Raw genomic sequence first — 25,719 nt, 5'->3', positions numbered from 1 at the left:
TCGTCCTTCCCCCTCCCTTAGATGATCTTTGGCGCTAACGCCTCGCGTACCCATTTATTATTTTCATAAGAAATCCTTCGAAGACTTAAGCGGTCCTGTGAACGGGGGCCTTCATTCCTTGCGAACACTTTCAATTTCCCCCAATCCGGTTGTTGGTAAATCCAGGTTTTCGATTCTTTATCAAACCTTAGTGTTTCATCGGGAATGGTAAAGCCAAGTGAAAGGATCCGCTTCACATATTTAGAAAAAAAGGCTTGGCGAAGCTCTTCATTAGTACTTGTCCTGATTCTGTACTTAATCGTTATATCCTGTTTGGATGTGCCCACTTCATTTTTACTGGGAGGTCCAAAGAAGAGTAATAAAGATTCCCACCAATAATTGATGGAGTCTTGAACCAATTCCCTTTGTTCTTCCGTTCCTTCAGCCAAAGCCATGATTATCGCTTCACCATGCTGAGCGTGAAAAACTTCTTCCGCGCAAATTCGCTGTAATGCTCGGGCATAAGGTCCGTATGAAGCGCCAAGCATGTTCGTCTGGGAAATGATGGCTGCCCCATCAACCAGCCACCCAATCAATCCCGCATCGCCCCAGGATTTGGCTTCCATATGGAAGACATTATGAAACTTTAAATCTCCATTAAATAAATCTTGCATAAGGTCATCCCGTTTTTTACTGTACGGCTTTAGCAAATCCTCGGCGACTCGAAGCAATAATTGTCCATGCCCCATTTCATCTTGCACCTTTGCCATGATTCCAAGTTTCCTATTTAAAGTCGGGGCTTTAGGTACCCATTCCTTTTCCGGAAGCGCTCCCATGATTTCACTGATGCCATGCATCGATATTAACTTGATGAGTGTGCCACGGTAATCTTCCGGCATCCAATCATCCGCTTCTATCTTTTCTCCTGCTTCGATTCTGGCAATAAATTGGTTTAGTTTTTCTTGTTCTGCCATATCATTTAAAAGAACGTTCATCCAATTCACCTCTCATATATCAATGTAACGTTTATATAACGTTATTATATTTTACTGTTATATTTAATGCAAGACTATTCCGTCTCTTTTTTCAAAATAAAAGGAAATTATAAGGGGATTTTACGATTCTTTTAATCAACTAAAACTTTAAACGGTGAAGATTCCACTTTAATTGACTCTGTTGGCAGCCTTCCAGTGCATCATCCAGATCATCAAATAAATCTTCTGCGACCACTGCAGTTCCTTCATGTTCATCCAAGATGACAAATGCCACTCCATCATCATTGTAATCAAAGATTTCCGGTGCAGCGGCACCACACGCACCGCAAGCAATGCAAGTTTCTTGATCCACAACTGTATATTTAGCCAAGATGCCTTCCTCATTCTCTATTTCATGATTAGATCCTTCTTCTTTTCCATTAAGCTTGTGCCATGAAGGGGCTGAACCTTTGAAAATGGATCGATAAGTTCCTTTGCATTGCCGATTACAGTAGATGCTTCTCCAAACCCACTGGCTCAACTTTACTTTCCCTTCATAAATGCAGATATCCCCAGCGGCATAAATCCCCGGAATGTTCATTTCCATTCTTGAATTAACGACAATCGCATTTTTTTCAATATCAAGATTCCAGACTTTAATCGGACTCAAAGCCCGTAGTCAGCGGCATCCGCTTTATGTATCTCTTCTTCCCCTTCAATCACGTTTTCGAGCATCACATCGATTTCTTCTGCTCCACGTAATTCAATCCAGATGGAGTCATAAACTGAACGTCAGAATTCGCATGGTTTTCAACGCTATGTTCATGAGCACGGAACTTCCCCCTCCGGTGTGCAATCTTTACAAGATTTGCGAAAGGCTCGAGCAATTAAAACCCAACTAATGGCACCCTCCTTTCCAGCCAGTTATAAACTAATCACTTCATCTTTCCGCTTATCAACGACCCGAATGGCTTTTCCTTCTGAGCGCGGAATGCTTTTTGGAATGTTGACAACAATATCCATCGTTACAAGACATGCAGATTTCATATGATGCTGAATCGTTTTCCTTAGTATCTCTACATCTCCATGCGTTAAGTCTTCTTCAATCTTCTTGTAGAAACCGCTTTCAATTTCAATGTGCAGTTCAACACCATCCATCTTCCCCTTCTTAACGAGATGAATCTGATAATGAGGCACAATTCCCTCCATTTGGAATAACACACGCTCTATTTCAGAAGGGAATACATTCACTCCCCTGACTATGATCATATCATCCGTTCTGCCTTTCACACGGGACATTCTTGTTGTGGTACGCCCGCATTTACAAGGTTCATGGGTAATGGAGGCGATATCACCCGTCCGATAACGAATGATTGGCAACGCTTCCTTTGTAAGGCTGGTAAAGACAAGTTCCCCATCTTCGCCGTCCTCAACTAGTTCAAGCGTGTCCGGGTTAATGACCTCGACAAGAAAATGGTCTTCTGCGATATGCAGTCCATCCTGTGCTTCATGGCATTCAATCGCAACTCCTGGCCCCATGATTTCACTTAGTCCGTAAATATCGATCGCTTTCAAATTCAGTTTCCTTTCAAGTGTTGCCCTCATTGCCTCTGACCACGGCTCAGCTCCGAAAATACCATACTCAAGCCCATTATCAGCAGGGTCAATCCCCATCTCCTCCATCTTTTCAGCGAGATTCAAAATATAAGTAGGGGTTCCACAAATGCCGCGCGGTTTAAAATCATTGATGATCGTAATCTGGCGATCGGTATTCCCCCCTGAAATTGGTACGGTGGCTACCCCCAGCTTTTCTGCACCGCAATGGAGGCCAAGTCCGCCCGTAAACAGACCATATCCATATGCGTTATGGAAAATATCTGATTTTTGACCTCCAGCGGCTACAATTCCACGTGCGACGATCGTTGCCCAGTTTTCCAAATCGTTTTTTGTATACCCGACAATTGTAGGCTTTCCGCTTGTTCCTGATGAACCATGAATACGCGTTACTTCCGCCATTGGAACTGCGAATAAACCGAATGGATAATGATCACGAAGAGTCTGTTTTTTTGTAAATGGAAGCTTTGTCACATCGTTTAGAGTTTGAATACCTTCTGGATCAAGGCCCAGCTCTTCAAATTTTTCTCTGTAATAAGAAACATTTTCATATACATGGCTTAACGTTTTCTTAAGACGTGCCAATTGTAAACTTTCCATTTCAGCACGCGTTGCCGTTTCAACTTCCGGATTGTACATTGTTTCAGTCCCCCTTAATTTTGCTCGTGTCCCATCCGACCCCTCTTTCATAACGTTTATAAAACGGGTATCAAATTATCGTTATGATTCATTTTCAAGATTAATACGTCGTTTCTACGTTGTCAATAATGTTTTTTTCAATTCTGCAAAAAATGACAGAATAAACAAAAAACATTTTCTAATTTACTAAATTTTCCGACTATGTTAACTTTAACAGTGATGTTTCACTTTAACTACGGACGTTTTAAATTTGTACTATAACGAAAAGGGGGGTTATTATGGAATCGCCGGTTAAAGCGGGGCATTCACCCGCAGGTCATGACAGTGGAAACAAGTATCGTCAATTAATTGAAACGGAAGAATTCAAGGAACTGATTCAAAAGAAAAATGCTTTCATCGTACCGGCGGATTGACAGCATGGCAAAATGGTTTGGCCGTCGCAGGTGACTTTATGTCAGCCGCTTCTTTCCTGGGAATTACAGGTGCCATCGCACTGATTGGTTTTGATGGCTTTTATATGAGCATCGGGAACCTTGTTGCCTTTCTTGTCTTACTTTATCTTGTCTCGGAACCACTTCGTAATTTAGGTAAGTTTACGCTGGCAGACATGATTTCAGCACGCTTTAAATCAAAAAAAGTGCGTGGGATAGCTGCGGCTAACACACTTGTCATTTCAGTCTTTTACATGATTGCACAACTTGTTGGTGCAGGGGGATTAATTAAACTATTGCTCGGCATCGATTATTGGCTTTCCGTCCTTCTTGTCGGTATATTGATGACGATTTATGTAATTTTCGGCGGGATGAGGGCTACAAGCTGGGTGCAGATCACCAAAGCTGTTCTCTTACTAGGCGGTTCCGCTGTGCTGACGTTCATCGTATTTTCCCGTTTTAATTTCAACATTTCAGAGATGTTCCATCATGTTCAAACTGCAACACCTACCATTTTCACCGTGCCGCTTGGCTTTATTGGAGCCTATTTAGGTACAATCCTGTCAACGGCAAAAGGTGAGGAAAACAATTTTCCTGAAGTACTGTTCAAATCCAACACCGGATATGGAATAAGTTCAGCAAAAGACCATTAAAGGAAGGGAGATTTCCATGACCACTCATTTAGATCAGGATATTCACGAATTGCATTACGACCAAATCAAACAGGTACTTGTCGACGAACCATATGCTTCTTTTCTCGGGATGAAGTTGACGAAACTCGGTCCCGGCACAGCTGAAGCAGAATTGATTCCAATTGACCATATGCTCAATTCACACGGAACGGTTCACGGGGCGATTATCTTTTCACTCGCTGATTACGTGTTCGCAGCAGCCAGCAATTCATATGGAAAAATAGCAGTTGGCGTTTCAAACAACATCAATTTCTTATCAGCTGGCAAACGGGGTGAGACTTTAACTGCCAGAGCGGAAGAGATCAAGAAAAACCATAAACTGGCATGGTATAAAATAGACGTGGTAAATGAAAGGGAATTGATCGCGTCCATGGAAGCGATGGTATTCAGGAAAAATCAATATTTCGTTGACCAGGTTGAATAAGTAACGTTTGAACCGTACAAGCAATCCATTTGTCCGGTTTCCTTCCCCTTGATTTTCCAAGGATACATACTCAGAGATTTAAAAAAGGGGGATTTCCGATTCGGAATCACCCTCCCTTATAATGAATTCAATTGCCCCGAACCTTATTTGCAAAGCCTTCTCCCTAGTTATTGACCGCAATACCGGAATCTATCACTTTTAACCATTCCCCACGCTCCCATTCACTTATTACATCAGTCTGATAAACTATTTTCCCTCTATTAATGGTAGCCGTGATTTGGCAAGGAAAGGTATGGCCCATATAAACGCTTTGCTTATGTTTCGCGAAAAAATTCGTTTCCGAAACTTCATGCGTACCATTAAGGGAAACGATAGCAAGGTCCGCATCCATCCCGTGCTTAATTTGTCCTTTTCTAGAAGAGAGACCAAATCTTTTTGCCGGGGCTGAAGCTGTCCACATAGCGACTTTATGAAGCGGGATATCGTGTAATACAGCCAACTCTATCATCGACATTAGCGAAAATTGCCCTCCGCTTATTCCGCCCCACGCTTCAAAAATATTATGTATGGCAGGATCTTTCAGCTCATGAGGGCATGGTGAGTGGTCGGAAGAAATCATATCGAATTCACCTTCCATTAAATGGGTAATCAATCTTTCTTGTTCTTCTCTTTCCCTTAGTGGTGGAGCACATTTTGCAACCGCGCCTTTTTCTATTAAATCATCCTGATTAAATAATAAATAATGCGGACACGTCTCAACCGTCACATCCAGTCCCTTTTGTTTGGCCGATTCAATTTTTCCGATGGCCAAACTGCTGCTAATGTGGACAAAGTGCAGCGGACAGCCTGTTAACTCTGCATATGTAATGGCACGTCCCACAGCCTCCGCTTCCGCTTGCACAGGTCTTGTAGCAGCATATTCATTCGCACTGAATAGTCCATTCTTCTCTTTATCCTGCTTAAACCACTGAGTGATCGGATCACTTTCCGCATGAAGGGCCAATACCTTGCCCAATTCTGCAATTTTCTTCATTCCATGTAAAAGGGTGAAATCATCCGCTCGTTCAAACTCCTCATTTCCCGTCGCTGAGAGAAAAGCTTTAAATCCGATCACTCCGGATTTGGCGAGATCCTCTAAATCATCGATATTTCCCGGAACCAGTCCTCCCCATAATCCAAAGTCTATAACCGACTTCATCCCACCGATTTTGCCCTTTTCAAGGAGAGCCTTTCGATCGATGGTTGAAGGGATTCCATTCAAGGGCATATCGAAATATGTGGTGCAGCCTCCCGCTGCCATCATTTGCGATCCTGTTTCAAAGCCTTCCCAATGAGCGCGGCCAGGTTCACTAAAATGCACATGGACATCAATCATACCAGGAAAGATATGCTGGCCATCCGCTTCATACTCTTCATTCGCTTTACCATCCAGATGATCCCCAACCTTAACAATCACCCCATCCCGGATTGCAAGATCAGCCTTCTTCACTTCATCAGGAAAAACTACATACCCATTGCGGATAATAAGATCATATATTGACATACGACAACTCCTCCAAAATAGTTTTATAAAATCAAAGAGTTCCCCTGGATGCAACCACTTTCTCCGTCTTTCCCACATACACATCGAGTGCAGCCTGCAAAGCCTCTCCCCGATTCACTTGGAACCCCTGGCGCAAAAGGACAGCTTCCAAGGAGGCCAATACAAAGAGGATGTTTTCTTTCCTACAGCTGAATCCCATGGTCCCGATCCTCCAGATTTTCCCGTGAAGCGGACCAAACGAGGAAGCGATTTCGATACTGAATTCATTCAACAGCATGGCTCTTACAGCTTCCCCATCGATTCCTTTTGGAATTTCGATGCAAGTTACACACGGAAGTTTGTTTTTCCCATCCCCGAATAACGTTAGTCCCATCGCCTTGATCCCTTCAACGAGAGCAGCTTCGTGGAGTTCATGACGGGCAAAACGCGTCTCCAGACCTTCTTCAAGCACAAGGCGCAATCCTTCACGCAACGCATAAATCATGGAAGTAGCTTCTGTATGGTGATTCAAACGGCGCGGTCCCCAATAATCCTGCAACATGCTTAAATCGAAATAATTACTGGTGATCGGACGGCGGAGCGAAACCTTTTGGTTGTCTTCATCGGTCGCAATACCACGTTCCACCTTTTTGCGGGACTGGATGATCTCTTCTATTCGTTCATTATACGTAATCGGCGCCATACCTGAAGGAACGGACAAACATTTTTGAGTCCCGCCTATCAATCCATCAATACACCATTCATCCACCTTTACATCCGTTCCCCCGATGGAAGCAACCGCATCCACCACAAGCAGGACACCCAATTCACGGCAGGCCATCCCGATTTCCTTCAGTGGCTGCATACAACCAGTGGAGGTTTCCCCATGGACGATTGCTGTTATTTTAGGGGAGACTTTCTTGATTTCCTCGATGACAGCCCGAGGTTCGAACACCTCTCCCCAAGGACATTCCAACGTATGGACTTCAGCTCCGTATCGCTCACAAATTTCCACCAACAAGTGACCGAATCTTCCGAATATCGGAACCAGTACTTTATCACCCGGCTCAATGATGCTGCATAGAATCGCTTCATTCCCCGATCTTGAGGTGCCATCTATCGGGAACGCCCATTTATTTTTCGTTTGAAAAACCAAACGCAGCATTTCCATCACTTCATTCATGATAGCAGTGAATGCAGGATCGAATTGCCCTAATATCGGTGTGCTCATCGCCCTTAAGACACGCGGGTCCACTTCGACCGGGCCTGGTGTCATGATCGTTCTCATCGGTGCATTCAATTCTGAATATGCCATTTTAACCACTCCTTTTAATAAGCTAATTTATATAGTATTTCACTTAAAACGTCGATTCCCTTTTCCATATCGGCAACACTCGTAAACTCCTTAGGCGAATGGCTGATCCCACCCTTACTTGGAACGAACAGCAGGCAAGTCGGACAATAAGAACCAAATACCTGTGCATCATGCCCGGCTCCGCTGACCATATCTTGGTAAGGTATATTTTTATCTTCAGCTATCTTTCGGGCAAGGCGATTCATTTCCCGATCCATCGCGACAGGTTTGACATCCATCCATTGTGAAACCTCCAGCTTCATTTCAGCTTCTTTCGCCAAGGAATCGAGAGTGGAAAAGATCTCCTTACAAAACTTTTCAATAATCACTTCCTTGTGATGCCTGATATCCAGACTGAACTCCACTTCACCAGCAATGACATTCGGAACATTAGGTTTAACATTCATTCTGCCGACAGTCGCAACTAAACCCGGGTCCATCCCCTTCGCTTTTTTCGTTAAAAAAGAGATGAATTCCGAAGCAAAACCGACTGCATCCTTCCTATAGGACATGGGAGTGGTGCCCGCATGATCGCTCTCACCAATGATTTTGACCGCATAACGGCGCTGCCCGACAATATGGCTGACGACCCCAATCGTATTCTCATTCTTTTCAAGTACCATCCCCTGTTCTATATGAATTTCGACAAACCGTTCAATATCATCCCGGACTGGGGTTATATAATCTTCAGGTTCAAACCCTGATTTTTTCATGGCTTCCAAAAAAGGAATTCCTTCAGTATCCTTTAAATCCCTGACATGCTCAAGACTATAGACTCCTTTAATATTCCTCGATCCCCAAAACGTTAAAGGAAATCTGCTTCCTTCCTCCTCACAAAAGGAAACGACTTCAATCGTCTTCCGCGGTTTTCCATAGGCTTTATACAACCTCTTAACTGCCAGGAAACTAGCGACGACCCCATATGCACCGTCATATTTCCCTCCATCCTTGACAGTGTCTATATGAGAGCCGGTCAAAATGGTTTCACCGGAGGGGCCCGTTCCCTCAAGCCTGCCAAACAAGTTGCCTACACTATCAAAATATGTAATAAGGTTTTCTTTTTCCATCTCAGCTTTCATTGCCTGCTGAGCGCTCATCCATTCCTTGGAATATAATAACCGGGTCACCCCATCACTCTCCGTTGCCCCGAAAGATGCTAACCATTCAATCATCGAAGCAACTTCGTCCTTTTCATTTATGGACTGTTCGATTTGAATGCCCATCCCATCGCCTCCCTTCCAATATCCACTCATGTTATGAATATTCACAAATTTATGTTATCTATTATTTTACTTGCTTTCGCATATAACTTCATTGACAATTCTGTTAGTATTTCAGGGTATTTTTGTGCAAAATAACCAACGAAAAGCAATCAAATAATGCCTGTAAAGGAAGAGGGTGCAGAAAACCGTGGTAAGGGCATACGATTTCATCACTCTCCGCCCACCACGATGCAGACAAAGGTCCCTTGCAACGATAATCTTCCCACTGGCCCGATAAAGGACAAGGTGTACACCCAGAAGTTTAATGCCTATCGGTTTTTCCGACACTTCCCCCACTGCAGCCACACGAAACCAATATTGCGATAATACATCCTATTAATCATAGCTGAATCTGCATTCTTTCGAAAACGGCGTTACTCTTTTTTTCTTACTTGAAGTAACTGTGCTTTCACTCATTTTATCGCCGCCCTTATTCTCACGTTAATTTTTATAAAACCTTACACAAAAACCTATTTTTATACACCCTAACAATAAACCAAACAATGAAGTTCGTAAGATATGCCAAAGGATTTGTATGATATGATAATTAAAATCCGCAAAGCATGTGTGTAATCGTAATGATTCAAGATATACAGGACATGTAAAACCCGATTTAATTCATTGGATTCATATACAGCTGTATTTATAAAATCACACTCAATAATTTAATTTCCCCAAATGAGGTGTTTCAGATGAAGGTAACAGATCTTTTAACAATGCCCGCTTTAACCGGCATGAATATAATTGCCGGAGAAACAGGGAACGAACGCAAAGTCCAGACAGTCAACATGATGGATGCTCCAGATATCATCAACTTTTTAAAACCAAATGAATTCCTTGTGACCACGGCTTATCACGTAAAGGATAACCCACGCCTTTTGTCATCACTCGTCGAAGCGATGGCAAACCAGGGTTGCGCAGCCCTCGGGATAAAGACAAGTAGATTTCTAAAAGAAATTCCTGAGGACGTACTAGTTCTTGCCAATGAATTATCCCTTCCAATCATTGATCTCCCGGCAGAAATGTCACTTGGGGAAATTATCAACCATACATTACGGGGGATTTTGGATCAACGGGCAGCGGAATTGACATTTGCAATGGAAACACATAAGCAATTCACAAACTTAATTATGCGGGGGAAAGGAATACAAAAGCTCCTTGATCATTTATCGGATATGATTGGATACCCCATCATATTAATTGACCAGTATCTTAATCCGATATTCCATCCAATTTCAACATCCGGAATTATTCCAATAATCAAAAAAATGAGTGATGAAGGATTCCGATTTCATAAAACCAAAACTTCATTCATTTCCTTTTCATCTCTATCCAATAAACGAACCTATACAATATTCCCCATCTGTATGTATGAAGAAAAAATCGGCTATTTGACGATATCAGGGGAAATCAAGACTGGTGATAACCTCATAACACTGACGATAGAGCAGGCAACTAATGTCATTTCTTTTGCCTTGATGAAAGAGCATGCCCTTAAACAGCATGATCGAAATACCCGAAATGATTTCTTCCTTCATTTTCTGGATGGCAGTTTCTCCTCACAAGAGGAAATCATAAACCGGGCAAAAGAGTTTTCCTTACATAATGAACAAGCCTATATATGTGCAGTCGGAAAAATCGATGAATCCGAATCGGCCAAAAGTTACACACAGCTGCAACGAAGGGCTGATTCGATATACGAGTTTTTAGAAGATGAGCTTCGCATATCACCTAATCCCATCCATCTCTTTACAAAAGGTAAGAAATGCATTCTTTTATACGAAGTGAGTGAAGTCTTTGCCGATGTTCTCCAAACTGTCGAAATCTCGCTTAAATCATTGCAGAAGATAATATCCAGCCAGTTCGACTGCACGATTTCTTTCGGAGTGAGCCTTATGAGCCCGAGTTTTTTACAAACAAAAAACTCTTACAAAGAAGCGAACGACTCCCTTCTGGAAGGAGGTCGTTCGAAAAGGACAGAATATATCCAAACTTTCCGGACGAGGGATATTATGGAATTATTGAGAATCCTCCCCGAAGAAGACTTAAAGAACTTTTATCTTTTTGCACTACAGGGATTTCCAAAGATTTTCACCGAGGAGGAGCAATCCTTATTAGAGACATTATCCGTCTATCTCGAAACGCATTGCCAAATATCCGAAACTGCCAAAAGATTATTCGTTCACCGGAACACCGTTGTGTACAGACTCGAGAAATGTGAAGAGCTACTCGGCAAGAGCTTAAAAGATTCAGAGACCACACTCCAGATACGACTTGCCCTTCGCATTAAATCCTTACTCAATCTATAAAAACATCAGTCTCACCTCCCTTCACTTTATGCAAGTTGTCTATATCAACAGCCAAAAATTGTATAATCTAACCAATAACAATTTTCTGATTTTTAATTTTGATAATATTAATCAAAACAAAACGGCGCGATATAATACGACAACACGTTAGGAAAGGAGTTTTTTTATGAATGAAAGAATTAATAAGTCCAAGGCCTTCTTGGGTCTTCAGCATGTTCTTACCATGTATGTTGATGCCTTCCTGGTGCCGATACAAATGGCAAAAAGTAGATAAAAGGATCCTGGAAGATGATTCCCCTTAGTCACTAAATGCACTAAGCGAAAAGGAGTTCACGAAGTTCCTTGGTGATACTTTTGAACATTCACCTTGGATTGCAGAAAAATCGGCTGCCAATAGGCACTTTTCACCAATAATCAACCTGCATCGATGCATGGTGGACATTGTAAGCAATTCATCAAAGGAAGAAAAGTTAATGTTAATCAGGAAGCACCCGAATTTTGGGGACAAAGTTGAAATGAGTGATGATTCTATTAAGGAACAGCGCGGCGCGGATTAATAGGACTTATAAACAGCCGTATTGGATACCTTATTTGGACATTCAGAAGAGTTCAGGAAAATTGAAAGGAAATATACCGAATTGTAATATTTATCGGAAAGGCCTGTTACAAATTTAACCATTATTGTGGATTAGGATAAAAAACTCCCCTTAGGGAACCCATTAATACCAAAGTATAATCCTATCTTTCCTAATCCACGTTTGCTTTCCATCTCTTAACCTTACTATGTAATATGATCATTTCCGATACCAACAATTTACCCAACTTTATAACTGTTCCATTTTTTCCTTGCTTTCCGAATAAATACCTCTTTATCATTCCAACTAAAATCAATTTTGATTTCCCCCCTCTACTTAATGAAGTAGAGTAATTAAAAATAACCTCTTAAAACACATAACAAAACCCCACCTGTTCCCAATATCAACTGGTGGGGTTTCTAACTGGCTTCTACATCTACATCAACCTGGAGGTCCATCTTGTGCAATCACGCCCTTTCGTTTATACGGCTAATTTACTGTATTCATCCAACTGATCTTTAGTTAAGTTTTTGATGAAGTGGTCGAAATTTATCGACTCTATTTCATACCTTTCACAAATCTTTAAATAACTTTCATAGGCTTTATCCTGAATATTCATCATCTTGACTCCTCCTTCTGTTATATAACAATAAATTTAACTTATTAATAATATATAACAACTGTAATTTCCCGTCAATGTATTTTTCTGAAAATTCGGTAAGATTTTCATTCTTTTAGTATTTCCCATATTGTTCTTAGCTAACCGTCCTATAAAGGAAAAGCCGCCTTAGCGACAGCCCCGATCAAAAGCTAATTCACACGTTATTTCTTTAAAGCAAGAAATAGAATGCTGTTACATTAGCGGCCATTCGAACAGCGTAAAAAACCAACTCTCCATAAAGGAAAATTGGTTTTTTTCTTTTGAACTATAGATTATCTAAACAATGCAGTCGGTTTTGTAACTGCTGCAAGCACACCAGGTACACCTGTGTTTTCAGTTGTACCACGAATAACTCCACCTAAAATTTAGCGCGTCCAAGGGAGAACCCACAGGGGCAAAGGGCGACGGGAAGGCTCCCTTACCGCCCGTGGAAAGTGAGTGCCTGGCATGCAAAATAATGATTCCGGCAAACTCGATCATTATCAGGTTTGTCTACAGTCTAAGCAGGTACTCCGGCCTGCTATTCCTTTTAATGATTAACTGAACAGCGCCCTGTTCGCTCCCTTTTTTGAAGGGATGGGGTTGGAAGTATTTCTTTTTGTAATATAGGTCCGTATGTATCGACACGTCGATCTCTAAAGAATTGCAGCATTTTTCTAGTCTTTTCTATCTCTTTTAAATCAATTTCTTGCACAATAATTCCTTCTTCATCATCAAGTGAAGCTAAAATATTCCCGAATGTATCGCTAATGAATGAACCGCCGTAAAAATTCATGTCCTTCTCCTGGCCCACTCGATTTGTCGCAGCAACAAATACACCATTAGAAATGCCATGAGCAGAAATTGCCTTTTCCCAGGATGATCTTGTTGATATCTCGGGATGATCTGGCTCTGAACCAATAGCGGAAGGATAGAATAATATCTCTGCACCTTGTAAGCTCAAAATTCGGGCTACTTCTGGAAACCACTCGTCCCAACAAATCCCGACTCCTATTTTTCCATAAGCCGTTTCATAGACAGGATACCCTGTATTGCCTGGAACGAAATAATATTTTTCATGATACTGGGGACCATCCGGAATATGATTTTTTCTTGTAATTCCTAAACATTCTCCATCAGCATCAAATACAGCTGCACTATTAAAATAAATACCGGCACCTGCTCTTTCGTAAAAAGGTACAATCAAGACAATTGCTAATTCCTTTGCTAATTCAACCATTTCAGCTAATCCACCGCTATCTACGTCTTCAGCTAAATCATAATTTTTCACACTGACCGTTTGCGGAAAATATTGCGAAGAAAATAATTCCTGTAAGCAAACGATTTGTGCACCTTTATTTACTGTTTCTTTTATTTTCTCTATCGTTTTTTGAATATTTTGCTCAATGGATTCTCCGCAACGAATTTGAATAAGGCCAACTTTTACTTTTGACATCTTCTCACTACCTCACTTTTATTATTTTTTATCTTATACAGTTTGAACGACCTGGTTTTCATATACGATCTTTCCATCCATGATCGTCATCTTCACTTCTGTTTCAAGAATTTCCTCTGTTGATATGCTAAATAAATTTTTATTTAATACAGCGATATCCGCTATCTTCCCTGCTTCCAATGTGCCTAATTCATTTTCTCTAAATGACCCGAATGCCGGTATGGCCGTGTAGTATTTTAACGCTTGTGCCAATGTTACTCCTTCCGACTCTTGCCACGCCTTCCCGATTAAATCTTTTCTGGTGATTGCCTGATAAATACCCATCATAGGATTTAGGGGCACTACAGGAAAATCTGTACCAAAGGCAATTTTAGCACCAGTATCCACTAGTGTTTTGATAGGATAATAGAGAGGTTGTTGTTTTTCACTGATCCTGGCTGTATATGCCTCACTTTCCATTAATTCAATGTGTTTAGGTTGAAAGGAAGCGATTACATCCAATTCCTTAAAGCGATGAACATCATCCGGATGCAATACCTCCACATGTTCAATGACATGTCTAGCGTCTCTTTCTCCATTTACGTTTTTCGCTTCTTCAAATGCATCCAATGCTAAGCGGACTGCACCGTTACCAATTGCATGGAAACGAATTTGAAAATTTTCCTTATCTGCCTTTTTTACTAATTGTTTAATTGTTTCAGCTGGATAAGTTGTTCCGCCTTTTGTATCTGGACGGTCTTTGTAATGATCCAATAAAAAAGCAGTATGACTTGTCACAACACCATCTATAAATTGTTTTAATCCAGAAAAGGTGAGCTTGTCTGACTGATAATTTGTTTGTAATTCCTTTGCGGCAGCTAAATCCATTTTTAACTCCGGCGAAAAGTGAATTCTGGTTGTAAGTAACCCTTCTCGCTCAAATTCCTTAAAAATTTTAAGATCGTCTAATGGATTTGGCGCAATTTTAGCTCCATATAAATCATTAACGGATGTAATTCCCAATCTTTTTGTTTCATTAAGGAAACCTTGGAATAGTTTTACACGTTTATCTTTCGGTAATTTGTATGCATGCTCTGATGCATACCCAATTGCCTGTTCAAATAGGAGGCCTGTCAGTTCCCCATTTTCATCTTTTCCAATTTCTCCATATTCCGGATCTGGGGTATCCTTCGTTAATTGAATCATTTCCATTGCTTTACTATTGATCCATGCGTAATGCACTTCTGCATTGAATAATAAAACAGGGCGATCACTAATATATTTATCTAGTGTTGTTCTATGTGGCAGCACTTTGTTCTTCCAATTGGTATGATCCCAACCCACGCCGAATATCCACTCATCATTTGGTCTCGTTTCTGCAAATTCACCTACTATTTTGGCTGCATCTTCTTCTGAATCTGCATCAAATAATTTGGCACTGTCCTTCTGTAAAATGCTTCCCATCATAATGTGCATATGAAAATCATGGAATCCCGGAATAATTAGTCCGTCATCCATGTCATACACTTTTGTTTGATTTCCAAGGAATGACATTACATCTTCTTTAGAACCGATTTTAATAATTTTATTATCTTTAATAGCGATAGCTGCTTTTATTGGCTCATCTTGTAACCCAGTGAAAACATGTTGACCAGAAAGAATGATGTCTGCATTTACCATTTTTATCCTCCTCAATGAATATAGCTTTTATGCTTGAATTTCTTTTTTAATCGCACTATCAATAGAAAGCTCTGGTGGCCGTTTACTAAACATTTTCGTATTAGAAAGGAGCATGATGAAACCAATTCCAAACCATCCTAGTCCGAGTAAAAGTGCCTTTGAATCAAGACTAGTCCATAACCAAATTGTAAAACCAGTACCAATCAGCGGCAATATTAGGTACTTCAGTGTGTTAATTCCGTTTCGCTGTTTTTCTTTAATAAAATAATGGGAAATAACCGAAAGATTAACAAACGTAAATGCCACGAGCGCTCCAAAGTTAATAAAGGATGATGCTGTCACTAAATCAATAAATAACGCAGATAAAGCAAAAATGCCCACTAAGATGATGTTGTGTGTTGGAGTTTGAAATTTTGGATGAATATGACCAAAAATTCGCTTTGGAAGAACTCCATCTCTCCCCATCGCATACAAAAGTCGCGAAACACTTGCATGAGCTGATAAACCAGACGCCAGCCCCCCGGTAATATAACCTGCTAGAAAAATAGATTGAAATAAATTACCCCCGATGTACATAGCAATTTCCAAGGAGGCGGAATCTGCATCTTTAAAGGCTTGGAAATTTGGGTAAACAAGGTAACTGATGTATGAGATGGTGACAAACAGACCTCCCCCTATTAATGCGACGAGGAAAATAGCCTTTGGTATTATTTTTTTAGGATTAATGGTTTCCTCTGAAAATGTAGTAACAGCATCAAATCCTAAAAAGGATAAACATAAAATGGAAGATCCCGCTAATACTAAAGATAGTGGTATATCACCATTCACAAATGGAGAACTCATGAATAATGTTCCTGAACCCATTCCGTTAAGTAACCCTTTAATTGACAAGAATGTAAATATAACTATTATTAAGAATTGACAGGCAACTAGTAAAAGATTTATTTTTGTTGCTATTTTCACTCCAATTATATTTACAGTGGTGATTAAAATTACAAAGCCAATTAACCAGACGGAAAAAGGAACGGATGGAAAATATGCGTTTAAGTAAATGGCGATTAGTAATCCATTGATCATTGGCAAAAATAAATAGTCCAATAATATAACCCAGCCTACTAAGAAGCCAAGATGAGGGTTTAGAGCCTTTTGAGTAAATGTATATGCAGAACCAGCAACAGGATAGGCCTTAACCATTTGACCATAACTATAGGCTGTAAACAACATACCAACTAAAGCTATAATATAAGCAGCTGGCACCATCCCTTTCGTTATTTCCGCAACCACCCCATAAGTAGAAAAAACTGTTGTAGGTGCCATATAAGCCAATCCAAATAACACTAAAGGAAATACTGTTAACGTACGTCTTAATTTTGCATTCTCCATGTATCACTCCACCCTTATTCGTGATTAATTAACTAATATGCAAATACCATACCAAGCGGAGATTGATTATTTAACGATTTAATTACCGGTATATTTTAAATATTTACAATATACAGATTTTTTAATAGATTAATAGTTTTATGCAATATTGCACCAATTATTTAAGGTTGCATAAATACTCGTTAGCTATGAAGATGTCTCACCGTGTATTCTGGTTGATACGAATAAGGTTCGAAATAAGCTACGTGCCGTAATGGCGTCATCAATAAATTGTATCTGGTATGACACGCAAATCTCGCGATTGTTTAAGATGGGATTAATGCTTATTGCGACATTTTTCCATTGAAATAGCCCTAAGAAGGACGATTCAAATTATTAGATTTTAATTTCCCGAATTCTCACATATAGAGAAAAACCCTCAAAACTTATTTATTTATGAGAAAGAGACCCCGAATCAAACAACATCCCTCCCCTTGAAACTACATTATTCGACATCAACTTGGTAACCCAAGCCTTTATTGCAATCTTTTTGCCACTTCTTAATTAAAGAATCAGTACAAGTTTTAAGGGTGTTATACGCATCCTCGGATATCAACCCATCTTTTTTATGCTTGTCAAGTAACTTGTTAAACCTTTGAAGGTGCTTGACAATCCTTTTGGCTGCTTCCAGTTTTTCAAAACGGACCACTGTATCCAAATGTGCCTGTAGTGAACGGGCAACACCATGGTTGACAATTTCCCCATCTTCTTCGAATTGCTCAACAAGTGTCTTTATATAGGATGCATTTATAAACGTGGGATCACGGAATACTTCCTTCCCTTCGAACAAATTCAACAAGATCTTCGTTTCATTAATTTCCGTTTCTGGAATCTCGAGGAGATTTTTATCCAAAACGACCAAGTCCGCTTTTTTGCCCACTTCAATAGAGCCTCTTTCATCCTCTGCGAAAATCACATTAGCCCCGTTGATTGTATAGCTAGTAATCATCTCCTCGAGAGATGCTTTTTCCTTAGGCCATAATACTTTCTTTAGATCGGTTTGATCAGTTTTGTCCCGATCCAATCTTGTTATCCCTACCTCTATTCCTGTAAAAGGCCGGAAGTCACTTAGAAATTCACTGGTGGAAGGAAAATCACTTGATGAAGCAACGGGTATTCCGGCTTCAAAATAGCTATTCATCCGATTAAGATTCTTCAACTCTTCAACTCTTATACCACCATACCAATCATTACCAAACCAAGCGGGCTGAGGAACAGGTATTACCCCTAAGTCCTTAAACCGGGAAACATCATCTTCCCGAACCCAGTCGAGATGGGTAATCACATGTCGGGAATCTCTTTTTCCATTTACTTCAGCTGCATATTCAAAAGCGTCCAAAGAATTACCACTGGGGTAAAATCCCTGATTGCCAATCGCATGGATATAGACGCGGAAACCCTCTTTATCTAAAGCAGCCACGGTCTCCTCTAAGATTTCTTGATCCCAAACCAATTGCTTGTCACCGACGCCGTCAGAAAATATTTTAATTGTATCTATTTTGTACAACTCTCCTTGATATTTGTCACGCGCTTCTTTAAATCTCCCAATCTGCTCTGTCCCTTTGGTTTCATCAGCCCATAACCCTAAATCGTATCTTAAGGTCAATTTCCCTGCATTGTCCAGATCTTCAAATGCTTTAAGCAAATCTTGGTTATTAATTTCTACAAAAAACTAATTGTGGACTAACCCTATAGTCGCTTCTCTCTCCTTTTCAACGCAAAGAATCATAACTTGAACAGTAGATATTAATTTTAAGATAAAAAAGTTACCAGCTTGGCAAAAAAATAAGTATAAGAATGTAATAGATTGGATAAACTAATAAAAAAGGAGTGGGAGATTATGGAGACTAAAATTAAAGAAGGAACAAAAGAAATGTGGAGCGAAATTAATGAATGTATAGCTCGGAAAATTAATGAAAAACATGATTTATCTTTTCAAAAGAAGAGCAATGATAATTATATGAATCTATATATTCAAACAGCAGTATTACACACCTTATTTGAACTATCAGATGAGTTCAGGAAAATCGAACGAAAATATAACCGATTGTGATGCTGGAAAGCTCATGCACTAAAAAATTCAACTTAATGGTGGATTAGGATTAAACTCTTTAAGGGAGCCTTTTAATCCTAATCCACGTTTTTTCTTTCCAGCTTTATTACTTCATCATTACCGCTGCCGACAATTTGACTAACATCAACTGTACCATTTGTTTTCCTTCCCTATAAATCCTTCTTTTCATTCCAACTATAATCCATTTTTCAATCTTACATTAAAATAAAAGAAAAGATTATTCGTCAATCAAGACAGTATACTTAAGCTTAAAACACCTGACAAAACCCTACCTTTTCCTATTAACCACTGGTGGGGTTTCTACATCTACGTCAACCGGGAGGTTCCTCTTTTGCAATCATGCCGGAGAAAATGGGTTCAATGTGTAAAGTAGTTTTTTAATGGAAGATTTTCAAGGGAGTTGTTTTTTTATGGTACGCTGTGTCTAAAACTATTATTTGTTGTTTTATAAATCACTAAAATCTTGTATATTTAATATAACTTACTGATTATTGAATCGAATGATCAGTAACAGCTCGGAATAGCTTCATAATTAACTAAAATCATTGAATGTAAATATTTTTGAAAGAGAGCTGAAAGCCGATGTTGTGGTCACCGCTATTCGAAAATGATGTACCTGCAGTTATTCTTCCTTAACGGTAGAAAATTGCATCTCCGTTAAGGACTGGGAATGTTTAGTTAAAACGGAGGGTGCAAAATGAAAAACACTATATTAGGTTCTTTATATTTATCACTCGCTGCTAGCATTTGGGGCGGGATGTATGTTGTGGTAAAAGTTGTGGTAGACGTTGTTCCACCACTTGAATTAGTATTATTACGATATGTAATTGCGATTTTAGCATTGCTAACTATTGGTTTCATAACAAAACAATCTTGGCGGATTGAAAAACGAGACTGGCTTTTGGTTTTCATTATAGGACTTGTTGGAAACACAATATCTATCGTAACCCAGGAAGTCGGTACGCTACTATCTACTGCACAAATGGGAGCCATCATTACTTCAACAACACCTGCATTTATGGTGATATTTGCACGTATCGTTTTAAAAGAAAAGATTACTTTTAAAAAATCAATTTCTGTTATTTTAGCGACGATCGGTGTCGGTATCATTGTCGGAAATGCCCATATCGGCTCATCTCACCAACTTGGGGGCGTATCACTGCTTTTTGCTGCATTAACTTGGGCACTCATGTCTGTTCTAATTAAACGTGTACCTGGGCAATATTCACAAATTGTTATAACGACATATGCTGTGCTTGTGGCAATTGTCATTTTAACACCTATTACGATTAGTCGATTAGATGAGCTTGATTTTCAAGCAATCATGCATCCATCCATATGGGCCGGTCTTTTATACTTGGGCGTTATTTCTACAGCATGTGCCTTTTTACTGTGGAATCGCGGACTGCAAATGCTTACCGCATCAAGTGGTGGATTATTTTTCTTTTTACAACCTATAGTGGGAACTTTTTTAGGTTGGTTAATACTAGGTGAACAAATCGGCTTGTCTTTTTGGATAGGTACAATATTAATTTTTATTGGTGTGTTATTAGTCATTCGGGAAGAATGACATATTAAAAAGTTTATTAGAAGTTATATTTTAAAATGTACCCTATAGAGCAGTCACTTTAAAAAGGGCTGCCTATTGATATTATCCCCTTAAAGTAGACAGTGTAAAAAGTCCATGAAAAAACATGGATGTTACACTATTACTTGGAGGGGATTTTAATTATGGCTAAAAAAGGGGATAAATTTCAAACTTATTCAAAGAATTCAAGATTCAGGTTGTCCAAAATTATTAAATAATGAGGGTAGCCTAGTCTTTTTTTAAGCTATCTATTTGATGGGGGTAAGTCCATACTGCTTGTAAAAGTTTAGGATATTGCTAATTGGCTTATATTCCCCTATTATTGTGATATTCTATAGAGGGAGGTATTTTATGACAAAAAATACGTATGTTTTTAAAGTGTTTTTGGTTTTGGTGTTTCCCGTATTTACCTTTATTTATTTAAGCGGCAGTTTCGGAATGATCCCTGCAGCTCTAGGGGGCTTGATTTTACTTATTGCCTTAAGCACTCTTTTATTTTCACGAAAATAAAACAATGGTACTCATTAAAAACAACCGTTGTTTCTTTTATATTTTATAGACTCCCTTCTTTAACGTCGGTGCCTTCGAAAGCCAATCCCAATTTCTTTCGGTACACATTACTTGATTTTTCGTAATCAGAAAACCATCTTCAGCATACTCGATCGCCGGCTCTAGAACTTCAGCTAACATGCGTGTTCCTTCAATATCTCACCCCAACCGTCTACCATCCCAGGAACTGTAAGTGCGCTTCTTCCCCCGCGAAAAGGGATCTTCTTTTCCCCTCTATATGCTTCAAGATTGACATTTCTTCTGGAGCGTCCGCTTCCATTATTAGCACGAGTTTTCCGTCCTTCTTTTCATATATAAGCCAGAAAGTATCTCCACCAAGCCCGGTCATATGCGGATAAACTACATCCAAACAGGCACTGACTGCCACTGCCGAATTAAAAGTCCCCCCTTTTTCAAGAATTTTAATTCCTGCCATCGATGCAAAAGGGCTTTCCACCTTAATTTTCGTCCCAATTATCGATTGGGTCATGCATTTATTCTTTTTATTTATTTTATATTTTGGAAAATTTATGACAATTGTATTATATCTTGTTCTTGTTCTTACGTAATTCAAATTTTAGTTTCCAAGACAAAAAGTGCGTTTTTTTAAATTCATCAGCCTATTTTATTAAAAAAAGATAGTTATTTCGTTCGTTACGTAATTATTATTAAAATTTTATATACATTTCGAAAGCACTTTTGTTATCATTAATCCATGATCCTGGAAATAAATCCTAAATTTTAAAACATGGAGGAATCGTTTTGAAAAATCCATATAAGGAATTAACTGTTGGGATGATGAGGACGGGGATTTTAGGTTTCGGCGGCGGGCCATCTGTCATCCCGCTCATCCGCCACGAAGCAGTTTCCCGTTATCACTGGCTCGACGATGATGAATTCGGGGACACTTTGGCGATTGCCAATACACTCCCAGGACCGATTGCCACTAAGATGGCAGCATATCTTGGTTATAAATTAAAAGGCTGGCCTGGAGCCATCGTCAGCGTGGCCGCTCACGTTTTACCTTCATGCATTGCGATGGTTTTCTTGATTGCATTCATTAATGTTTTAAGTAATTCGGCAATGATCAGTAATATGATCGCTGCTGTAATGCCGGTTGTCGCTGTCATGCTTGGTCAAATGGCTTATGAGTTTGGCGAAAAGGCGGTAAAAGGGTTAGGAAAGGTGCTCGGAATCACCTTTTTTGCGATTTCCTTTTTGCTTCTGCAGGTCATTTCCCTGCATCCGGGTATCGTCATTATGATTTTCCTTTTATATGGGGCGTTCCATTTTAAATTAAAGGAAAGATTGAAAAATAAAAAGGTTAATAGGAAGGAGGAATCCGCTTAATGGGTCTTATTATCCCAATAGGAGTTGCTGTTTTTCTAGCGTTTTTCATTGCCAATATTCTTGGTTATGGCGGAGGTCCAGCCTCGATTCCGCTTATGTATGATCAAATCGTCACCCGTTATGGCTGGCTTGATAATGCCGAGTTCTCACAAATGCTTGCTTTAGGAAATTCACTCCCAGGGCCGATCGCCACGAAAATAGCCGCATATGTCGGATATGATGTATATGGCTGGCCAGGATTTCTAGTCGCATTGGCAGGCACGATCATCCCTTCAGCCGTGGCTTTGATATATTTATTAAAAATCCTACGAAAATACAAGCAATCGCCTATCGTAAAAGGCATGTCCCTGCTCGTACAGCCCGTGATCGCGATCATGATGTTATTGCTCACCTGGAATATGGCCGAGGATGCCGTAGGTTCCATCGGCTACATCCATTCAATCGTCATCGCTGGATTGGCCTTTTTGGCCCTAGGTAAATTCAAGATCCACCCCGCCTTCGTAATCATACTTGCCTTTGCGTACGGCGGCTTTATCATCCCGCTCACATAATAATAAAAAATCCACCTATATAGGGGGATTTTTTCATTTAAAGCTTCATGCCCATCCGGCTTTTATAACGTTTAATGAGAATTTGGCAATCAACGCTGACAACACCGCCGACCGCATACAGCTTCTGATTGAGAAAACGTTCCATCTCCTGGTTATCAGTAAAGATTCCGTGCATATGGAGTTTACTCGGACCGGTCATATGATATAAACTCGTTACAGCCGGTTCACTTTCTAATTGCTGTGCGACTGATTCCAGATATTTAGGTTCAACCTCAACGTTAAAGAATGCCGAAACATGGATGCCGACCTTAGCTGGATTTATGACCGCAGTGAACCTCTCAATCACACCGTTTTCAACAAGATGATTGATTCTCATCTGAACCGCAACCCTGGAGAGCTCCACTTTCTTCGCTAAGTCGGTATACGAAATTCGCGCATCTTCATGTAAAACCGATATGATTTTCTTATCGATCTCATCAACTTTCAAGCTGGGAATCTTAAAGTCCTCTGCCATCCTACGTAGCTCCTTTTCGATTTCTTTATTCCATTATCGCAGAGAATACCAGCGGGTCACAACAATCTTCCTTTTTACTTTCAAAATTAAGCTTCATTATGAAAACGGCGGATTTTATGAATGATCAATAGCCAAATATATAAAAACTGATACGTGTAATGGCAAGCTAATTTTGGCAGCCCCTTTTCAATAGGCTCCCTCCAACTCATCCGCTTGAACAAGGAAAGGAACATCCACAAAGTTATCTCCTGTCATATAGCCATTTCCGTTTAAGGAGTGCTCAGGAAATGTCTCATTCCCATCCTTATCATAAAAATTTATAGCCAATTGTATCAGGTTGTTAAATTCAGGGAAGTCACTCTGCCGATCTTCTACCTGAAGTTTTACATACTGATCCATAAGCTCCCTCCAATTTTCAGGATACCTCCCGACTCCGTACGTTTTTCCATTAAGCGCAATGCTGTGCATCATTTCTATTCCAGGTTGATAGGTAGCTATGCCATCCGATACCATAAAACCTCTATCTTTTTTCATAAAAACCCTGATTTCGGAAATGTCATCTTTCGGATCCATATTCCACATGATCAAAGATTTTTCTTCTCCATTCCAAACCTGTGGCTGACCGCTATTTTCCACAGAAGCCACTCTCCATTTATTGCCCTTCCAGACCCAAAAGCTCATCCCATACCCATTATCTACGTTAATAAAGGGGACAAACACATGTGTATTATCCAAAAATATTTGATCTTGTATGACCCTAGGCTGAGCCTCAGAGAAGTTTGAGTTTATTCGTTCGATGACTTGTCTGTCCGATATGAAGGGTTCCGGCTCTTTTGGAAATCGAACAAATAAAAGGATACCTCCAATCGATATAACAGCTGTAATGAAAACAATCATTTTTGTTTTTTTAGTCATCCTTCTAACGCACCTCCAGTCAAAATGGATTCCTCTAGCCTGTAGTAAACCTGATGCCCTTTATTAGGTGTAATCAGTAGACCCTTTCCATCTTCTTCAATGAAAATGAGTGTTTCAAGACCTCTTCCTTTTTTAGGAACGGTACCTGTCAAAATATAAGGGAACATTTCTTTGTACCCGCTATCTTCATTGATTCCGTAATACCAAGATTCACTCTCGGTCTTTTTTTGTTTCATCTTGTTCATTTGTCTTTCCAGCTCTTCTTTATTCAAAGTGACTTCTTTGGAGTTCGGATGCGTCGCCATCAGCGAAGCCCTTTTAATGTCCATCATATATGTAGATATGTCAGCCTTAGGATACATCATTTCATCCAGCGGTATGGCTAAAAGTGAAGCACCCAAAAAGATGAAATTCGATAAGAATCCGAGCCAGGCAAATCGACGGAATCGCTGCCACCGCCCTTCATTTCCTTTCCTTCTCAATAACCATGATAAGAGAGCAACTCCTATAGGGATAATGGGTACACTAACCACCTCATCTGATAGATTAAAAGTAAAACTAAAAGTGATCATTCCTAGTACAAACACAACGAGAGCCTTCCATGCCTTAGGAGAACTTTCTTGTTTTTTATAAATAATGGCAAATGCTATACCAATCAGCATGCAACTGAATGCAATAAGGATTAAAGAGGGTGCATGCATATATTTCTCTGCGTCAAATATTCCATTCATTCTATCTAATACTCTCCTTTTAATCGACTTCCTTCACACGAACCCCTAACTATACCATATATCCCTTTTTTTGTAACTAAAGGGCAATAAAGTATGACTGCAAACCCCCTCCTCATCAATTTAAGGCGGGGGTTTTACAGCCCGTTTAATGCGAGATAAAAGTTTATGAATATCAATGTACCCATCATCAATCCTTTGTTTGAAAGGTCTTCGTGATATTTTTGTATTCCTCATCATTGAGAATGCCCATTTTTTTGAATATTGCGGAATAAGCCATTATTTTTTTTTGTGTACGGTTTGTACAACTCATATGAATCAGCTCCTTTTTTTACATAGTATTCAATCGCAACAAAATGTTTCCTATACACAAAACATTTTGTGTAGACTAAAATGAAAAAACTGCCGTTTTTTATCGGCAGTAATACGTGATTAAAATAAGGTTCGCCGCGTTCTTTTAAATTTTATTCAAACCTGTTCCGTGGTAACCTTGAACCT

24 protein-coding genes and 3 pseudogenes are annotated in these 25,719 nt (G+C 39.8%); 10 read left to right on the top strand and 17 right to left on the bottom strand.

Features of this window, described 5'->3' with window-relative positions:
* Window positions 1-17: 17 nt before the first annotated feature.
* From paaA to ACFX4X_RS06050, 3 genes and pseudogenes are all read right to left on the bottom strand, one after another.
* Window positions 18-974: a 1,2-phenylacetyl-CoA epoxidase subunit PaaA gene (paaA, locus tag ACFX4X_RS06060; RefSeq protein WP_284471597.1), complete on the bottom strand. Its 957-nt coding sequence runs from the start codon at window positions 972-974 to the stop codon at window positions 18-20.
* 131 nt (window positions 975-1,105) lie between these two features.
* A pseudogene (locus ACFX4X_RS06055) lies at window positions 1,106-1,344 on the bottom strand (ferredoxin).
* A 533-nt stretch (window positions 1,345-1,877) separates the two neighbouring features.
* Window positions 1,878-3,206 (bottom strand): phenylacetate--CoA ligase family protein, encoded by a 1,329-nt coding sequence (locus tag ACFX4X_RS06050; RefSeq protein ID WP_377382502.1) that lies wholly within the window; start codon window positions 3,204-3,206, stop codon window positions 1,878-1,880.
* 278 nt (window positions 3,207-3,484) lie between these two features.
* On the opposite strand from ACFX4X_RS06050, the gene ACFX4X_RS06045 reads away from it, so the two are divergent.
* From ACFX4X_RS06045 to ACFX4X_RS06035, 3 genes and pseudogenes are all read left to right on the top strand, one after another.
* Window positions 3,485-3,619, top strand: a complete 135-nt coding sequence (locus ACFX4X_RS06045) for a hypothetical protein (protein WP_377382499.1) — start codon at window positions 3,485-3,487, stop codon at window positions 3,617-3,619.
* Window positions 3,607-4,143 (top strand): annotated as a pseudogene (locus ACFX4X_RS06040) (solute symporter family protein); the annotation flags it as partial. The gene ACFX4X_RS06045 and the pseudogene ACFX4X_RS06040, both read left to right, overlap by 13 nt.
* A 163-nt stretch (window positions 4,144-4,306) precedes the next feature.
* The gene (locus ACFX4X_RS06035) at window positions 4,307-4,753 is read left to right on the top strand and encodes a PaaI family thioesterase (RefSeq protein ID WP_377382497.1); all 447 of its coding nucleotides are present in this window, start codon (window positions 4,307-4,309) and stop codon (window positions 4,751-4,753) included.
* A gap of 163 nt (window positions 4,754-4,916) precedes the next feature.
* On the opposite strand, the gene ACFX4X_RS06030 is transcribed toward ACFX4X_RS06035, so the two are convergent.
* The 4 genes from ACFX4X_RS06030 to ACFX4X_RS06015 all read right to left on the bottom strand — a co-directional run bounded on the left by ACFX4X_RS06030 (window position 4,917) and on the right by ACFX4X_RS06015 (window position 9,179).
* The gene (locus ACFX4X_RS06030; protein ID WP_377382494.1) at window positions 4,917-6,296 is read right to left on the bottom strand and encodes an allantoinase; all 1,380 of its coding nucleotides are present in this window, start codon (window positions 6,294-6,296) and stop codon (window positions 4,917-4,919) included.
* A 31-nt stretch (window positions 6,297-6,327) separates the two neighbouring features.
* Window positions 6,328-7,590 carry a pyridoxal-phosphate-dependent aminotransferase family protein gene (locus ACFX4X_RS06025; RefSeq protein WP_377382492.1) on the bottom strand — a complete coding sequence of 421 codons (1,263 nt, stop codon included), beginning with the start codon at window positions 7,588-7,590 and terminating at the stop codon, window positions 6,328-6,330.
* Window positions 7,591-7,604: 14 nt separating this feature from the next.
* Window positions 7,605-8,852, bottom strand: a complete 1,248-nt coding sequence (gene allC, locus ACFX4X_RS06020) for an allantoate deiminase (RefSeq protein ID WP_284471603.1) — start codon at window positions 8,850-8,852, stop codon at window positions 7,605-7,607.
* 111 nt (window positions 8,853-8,963) lie between these two features.
* Entirely contained in the window at window positions 8,964-9,179 is a 216-nt protein-coding gene (locus ACFX4X_RS06015) for a Rieske 2Fe-2S domain-containing protein (protein WP_167555967.1), read from the bottom strand.
* A 404-nt stretch (window positions 9,180-9,583) separates the two neighbouring features.
* Here ACFX4X_RS06015 and ACFX4X_RS06010 point away from each other — a divergent pair, with 404 nt between their 5' ends.
* Together ACFX4X_RS06010 and ACFX4X_RS06005 are read left to right on the top strand one after the other, a co-directional pair.
* Window positions 9,584-11,200 carry a PucR family transcriptional regulator gene (locus tag ACFX4X_RS06010; RefSeq protein WP_377382487.1) on the top strand — a complete coding sequence of 539 codons (1,617 nt, stop codon included), beginning with the start codon at window positions 9,584-9,586 and terminating at the stop codon, window positions 11,198-11,200.
* Between the two features lie 320 nt (window positions 11,201-11,520).
* Window positions 11,521-11,757: pseudogene (locus ACFX4X_RS06005) on the top strand (2-oxo-4-hydroxy-4-carboxy-5-ureidoimidazoline decarboxylase); the annotation flags it as partial.
* A gap of 499 nt (window positions 11,758-12,256) precedes the next feature.
* Here ACFX4X_RS06005 and ACFX4X_RS06000 read toward each other — a convergent pair.
* The 5 genes from ACFX4X_RS06000 to ACFX4X_RS05980 all read right to left on the bottom strand — a co-directional run bounded on the left by ACFX4X_RS06000 (window position 12,257) and on the right by ACFX4X_RS05980 (window position 18,597).
* On the bottom strand, window positions 12,257-12,397 hold the full coding sequence (locus ACFX4X_RS06000; protein WP_155727232.1) for a hypothetical protein: 141 nt from the start codon (window positions 12,395-12,397) through the stop codon (window positions 12,257-12,259).
* Between the two features lie 568 nt (window positions 12,398-12,965).
* The gene (locus tag ACFX4X_RS05995; RefSeq protein WP_377382484.1) at window positions 12,966-13,871 is read right to left on the bottom strand and encodes a carbon-nitrogen hydrolase; all 906 of its coding nucleotides are present in this window, start codon (window positions 13,869-13,871) and stop codon (window positions 12,966-12,968) included.
* Window positions 13,872-13,904: 33 nt separating this feature from the next.
* Window positions 13,905-15,530, bottom strand: coding sequence for an amidohydrolase (locus tag ACFX4X_RS05990; protein WP_377382482.1), 1,626 nt, complete (start codon window positions 15,528-15,530; stop codon window positions 13,905-13,907).
* 27 nt (window positions 15,531-15,557) lie between these two features.
* Complete coding sequence (locus tag ACFX4X_RS05985; RefSeq protein ID WP_377382479.1) at window positions 15,558-16,913, bottom strand: APC family permease; 1,356 nt, start codon at window positions 16,911-16,913, stop codon at window positions 15,558-15,560.
* A gap of 484 nt (window positions 16,914-17,397) precedes the next feature.
* Window positions 17,398-18,597: an amidohydrolase gene (locus ACFX4X_RS05980; RefSeq protein WP_377382476.1), complete on the bottom strand. Its 1,200-nt coding sequence runs from the start codon at window positions 18,595-18,597 to the stop codon at window positions 17,398-17,400.
* Between the two features lie 195 nt (window positions 18,598-18,792).
* Between ACFX4X_RS05980 and ACFX4X_RS05975 the strand changes: the two genes are divergently transcribed.
* The 3 genes from ACFX4X_RS05975 (at window position 18,793) to ACFX4X_RS05965 (ending at window position 21,124) form a co-directional block, all read left to right on the top strand.
* The gene (locus ACFX4X_RS05975; protein WP_284471608.1) at window positions 18,793-19,005 is read left to right on the top strand and encodes a hypothetical protein; all 213 of its coding nucleotides are present in this window, start codon (window positions 18,793-18,795) and stop codon (window positions 19,003-19,005) included.
* Between the two features lie 718 nt (window positions 19,006-19,723).
* Window positions 19,724-20,596, top strand: coding sequence for a DMT family transporter (locus tag ACFX4X_RS05970; RefSeq protein ID WP_377382473.1), 873 nt, complete (start codon window positions 19,724-19,726; stop codon window positions 20,594-20,596).
* 369 nt (window positions 20,597-20,965) lie between these two features.
* Complete coding sequence (locus ACFX4X_RS05965) at window positions 20,966-21,124, top strand: hypothetical protein (RefSeq protein ID WP_377382470.1); 159 nt, start codon at window positions 20,966-20,968, stop codon at window positions 21,122-21,124.
* Window positions 21,125-21,160: 36 nt separating this feature from the next.
* Here ACFX4X_RS05965 and ACFX4X_RS05960 read toward each other — a convergent pair whose 3' ends face one another.
* Window positions 21,161-21,304 carry a gamma-glutamyltransferase family protein gene (locus tag ACFX4X_RS05960; protein WP_260398863.1) on the bottom strand — a complete coding sequence of 48 codons (144 nt, stop codon included), beginning with the start codon at window positions 21,302-21,304 and terminating at the stop codon, window positions 21,161-21,163.
* 31 nt (window positions 21,305-21,335) lie between these two features.
* Complete coding sequence (locus ACFX4X_RS05955) at window positions 21,336-21,653, bottom strand: gamma-glutamyltransferase (RefSeq protein WP_377382467.1); 318 nt, start codon at window positions 21,651-21,653, stop codon at window positions 21,336-21,338.
* Window positions 21,654-21,925: 272 nt separating this feature from the next.
* Here ACFX4X_RS05955 and chrB point away from each other — a divergent pair, with 272 nt between their 5' ends.
* Both chrB and chrA read left to right on the top strand, forming a co-directional pair.
* The gene (chrB, locus tag ACFX4X_RS05950) at window positions 21,926-22,513 is read left to right on the top strand and encodes a chromate efflux transporter ChrB (protein ID WP_284471611.1); all 588 of its coding nucleotides are present in this window, start codon (window positions 21,926-21,928) and stop codon (window positions 22,511-22,513) included.
* Window positions 22,513-23,064, top strand: coding sequence for a chromate efflux transporter ChrA (gene chrA, locus ACFX4X_RS05945; protein WP_284471612.1), 552 nt, complete (start codon window positions 22,513-22,515; stop codon window positions 23,062-23,064). The genes chrB and chrA overlap by 1 nt, the downstream gene beginning before the upstream one ends.
* Window positions 23,065-23,101: 37 nt before the next feature.
* On the opposite strand, the gene chrS is transcribed toward chrA, so the two are convergent.
* The 3 genes from chrS to ACFX4X_RS05930 form a co-directional block, all read right to left on the bottom strand.
* On the bottom strand, window positions 23,102-23,578 hold the full coding sequence (gene chrS, locus ACFX4X_RS05940; protein ID WP_377382464.1) for a chromate efflux transcriptional regulator ChrS: 477 nt from the start codon (window positions 23,576-23,578) through the stop codon (window positions 23,102-23,104).
* 186 nt (window positions 23,579-23,764) lie between these two features.
* Window positions 23,765-24,493, bottom strand: a complete 729-nt coding sequence (locus ACFX4X_RS05935; RefSeq protein ID WP_377382461.1) for a hypothetical protein — start codon at window positions 24,491-24,493, stop codon at window positions 23,765-23,767.
* Window positions 24,490-25,224, bottom strand: a complete 735-nt coding sequence (locus ACFX4X_RS05930) for a hypothetical protein (protein WP_377382458.1) — start codon at window positions 25,222-25,224, stop codon at window positions 24,490-24,492. The genes ACFX4X_RS05935 and ACFX4X_RS05930 overlap by 4 nt, the downstream gene beginning before the upstream one ends.
* Window positions 25,225-25,719 lie beyond the last annotated feature (495 nt).

The organism is Peribacillus sp. YIM B13481 (assembly GCF_042787985.1).
Taxonomy (GTDB): domain Bacteria; phylum Bacillota; class Bacilli; order Bacillales; family DSM-1321; genus Peribacillus; species Peribacillus simplex_A.
This window is presented reverse-complemented; position numbering and strand designations above follow the sequence as displayed.